Source organism: uncultured Leptotrichia sp., assembly GCF_938036635.1.
Lineage (GTDB): Bacteria > Fusobacteriota > Fusobacteriia > Fusobacteriales > Leptotrichiaceae > Leptotrichia > Leptotrichia hongkongensis.
In genome coordinates this window covers 1-2,984 of sequence record NZ_CALHQO010000137.1, presented here as the reverse complement: position 1 = coordinate 2,984, position 2,984 = coordinate 1, and the positions used below count along the sequence as shown (strand labels likewise).

The window sequence follows — 2,984 nt, the reverse complement described above, 5'->3', positions numbered from 1 at the left end:
CCAAATAATCCAAATGGCGTGGATGATATTCGTACCCAAATTTTGTCATCCTTAAAGGTCGATAATAAAAAATAAGTAAAAAAGGAGGATAATGTAGATGATTGAAAAAAGAAAAAGTTTTTTGTTTTTAATTATTTTTCTTTTGGTAAATAGTTTTGGGATTTCTGAAAATTTAAAAGATGAAAGTTACTTTGTGTTAAAAAAAGATGAACAAAATTTGCAGGAAAGTAAAAAAGACAGTAAAAAGGAAGTTTTGGAAAATGAGCCTAAAATAGAATCGGACAGGGATATTTTAAATAAAGAAAAAAAATTAGAAAATAAAAAAGAGATAACTTCTCAGGAGAATAAGAGAATTGGGCTGGTGCTTAGTGGGGGAACAGCGAAAGGGCTTGCGCATATTGGGATATTGAAGATACTGGAAGAGGAAAAGGTGCCTATAGAATATGCGACTGGAACGAGTATGGGAAGTATTATTGCGGGAATGTATAGTGTGGGGTATACGCCGCAGGAAATAGAAGAAATAGCGATTAGTATGGATTGGCTGGGGCTTTTTAGCGATAAAATCGAGAGAAAGGACAAGGGAGCTATAAGAAATTCAATTGAAGATAGGAATAGTACGGTAATTCCAATGAAAAATTTTATGCCAAAATTACCTAGTGGAGTTGTTGGTGGGAAAACTGCGAGCCAAAGGCTGAATGAAATTTTTTATGGAGCATTAAGAGTACAGGATTTTAGAAAATTTCCTAGGAAATTTGCGGCGGTTGCGACTGATCTGGAATCTGGAGAAGGAGTTATGATTGACAAGGGGTCGATTGCAACGGCTATAAGAGAAAGTTTGTCGTTGCCGTCAATTTTTGCACCAATTCGAGATGGGGAAAGACTTTATATTGACGGAGGAGTTACAAGGAATTTACCTGTGCAGGATGTGAAGGTGCTTGGAGCAGATTATACTATTGGAGTGAATGTAGGAGATGGATTTACAAAAAGAGATGAGAATAAAATGAATTTGGTTGATGTAATTTCAGATTCGACAACAATTGCTGGAAGGCAGGAAGTGGAACGGCAAATTCGTATGCTTGACTTGTATATGAAACCAGATTTGGAAAAATTTGAGTCTTATGATTTTTCAAAGGTAAAAGAACTTATTGCGGCTGGAGAGAAAATTGCAAGAGAAAATATAGATGAAATTAGAAAATTATCAAATCCTGAACTTTTTGAAAAATTGGAAGAAAAACGGAAAGAGTTTAGACGGACTTGGAAGGATGAGTATAATATTTCTGGAGTTGTAATAGAAGGTAACAAAAAATATAAAAAAGAATATTTTGATAAATTTTTACCTAATAAACTTGGTGTTTTAAGCAGGCTGGATATGGAAAAAATTGTTAATAATATTTATCAGAACGGTGATTTTACAACTGTTTACTACGAAGTGAAGGACAATGATCTAGTAATAAATGTTCAAGAAAAACCAAGCGATTATCTGACGCTTTCGGGAAATATAAATAACGAGGACTTGGCAACAGTAAATGTTGGTTTTCAGGGAAGTAAAATTATAAATAATACAAATGTAAGATATTCAGTAACTGGAACGGTTGCAAATGAATATGGGGCAAGAGGTAAGGCAACTATGGAACTTGGAAAAGATTCGAAGGCCTTGATTTACAGCGAATTTGAATACAAACGTGATATTATAAAAAATCAAAAATACAATAACGGATATTTCAACTTTGAAAACAGAAAATTCAAAATTGGAGCAGGAATTGGATTTGAAATGTATAAAAATCTGTTATTCTCAATTGGTGGAGGCTATCAGATTTCAGATGTGACAAAACATCAGAATAATGCTGAAAATGTAAGAAAAGCCTTTCCATATTATGAAGCTAAGCTAAATTATGATACAAGAGACAGCCTTAATTTTGCAACAAAAGGTATTTACTTTTTCTCAAATTATACTTTGGCAAACTCAAAAGAGGCTAAATTTAACTCATTAAGCGCAGGTGGAGAAATTAATATACCGATTGGCGAAAAAATAACAATTACTCCAAGAGTGTCTTATTTGACAACAGATGGAAGCAATATTCCAGAAACTTACAGACCAAAAATGGGAGGAATACGAACAGCTGACAATTCACTAGAATTTGCTGGAATGCCAGCAGATAAAATTCGTGGAAACAGTATCTTTATTGGAAGCCTGAAAGCTCAATATAATTTGTCAAAACTTGTATATTTAGATACAACTTACTCAAGAGCAAACATTTCTCAAAAAGCCTACAGCTTCGGAAATGAAGAAAAGGAAAGCTATAAATTTGGGCTTGGAGTAAAAGCCTTGTCAATTCCGCTTTACTTTGGATTTGCAAAAGTTCCGGGAGAAAGCTGGAGATACATTATAAACTTTGGATATTCGCCAGAATAATAATTTTGGGAATAGTAAGCAAAGTGAAAGAAAAATCTTTTTGATATTGAAAAAATATGATAGAATAAAATTGTAAAATTTAAAAAATATAAAAAATTAGGAGGAAGAAATGAAAAAAATACCAGAAGCAGTTGGACCATATTCAGCCTTTAGAAAAGCAGGCGACTTTTTGTACATCTCAGGACAAATCGCAATAAATCCTGAAAATCAGCAAATTGAAGCTGTTACAGTAGAAGAACAGGCAAGACAAGTTCTTGAAAACTTGAAGGCAATCTTAGAAAACAACGGATTAACAACAAAAAATGTTATAAAAACAACTGTATTATTAGACAACATCAATGACTTCGGAGCAGTAAACAACATTTATGCAGAATACTTTACTGAACCATATCCAGCAAGATCAGCCTTTGCAGTAGATAAATTGCCAAAAGGAGTTTTGGTGGAAATTGAAGCAATAGCTTATTTTGGAGAATAATTTTTAAATGAAACAGATGACTTTGGGGAAACTTGAAGTTATCTTTTTTATTTTCGTAGGATTGCTCATTGCCGCAAATCCTACAACCTATGGCTA

Annotated in this window: 2 protein-coding genes; both read left to right on the top strand. The window is 33.3% G+C overall.

Translation table 11 applies throughout. The features are described 5' to 3' along the window. The first annotated feature begins 97 nt into the window (after positions 1–97). The gene (locus Q0370_RS02575; RefSeq protein WP_299571704.1) at positions 98–2,413 is read left to right on the top strand and encodes a patatin-like phospholipase family protein; all 2,316 of its coding nucleotides are present in this window, start codon (positions 98–100) and stop codon (positions 2,411–2,413) included. Between the two features lie 109 nt (positions 2,414–2,522). Continuing rightward, positions 2,523–2,888: a Rid family detoxifying hydrolase gene (locus Q0370_RS02570; RefSeq protein WP_006803498.1), complete on the top strand. Its 366-nt coding sequence runs from the start codon at positions 2,523–2,525 to the stop codon at positions 2,886–2,888. Positions 2,889–2,984 lie beyond the last annotated feature (96 nt).

Excerpts from the sequence above, each read along its gene's own strand:
- Q0370_RS02575 (WP_299571704.1), top strand. The coding sequence starts at position 98 with ATGATTGAAAAAAGAAAAAGTTTTTTGTTTTTAATTATTTTTCTTTTG.
- Q0370_RS02570 (WP_006803498.1), top strand. The coding sequence starts at position 2,523 with ATGAAAAAAATACCAGAAGCAGTTGGACCATATTCAGCCTTTAGAAAA.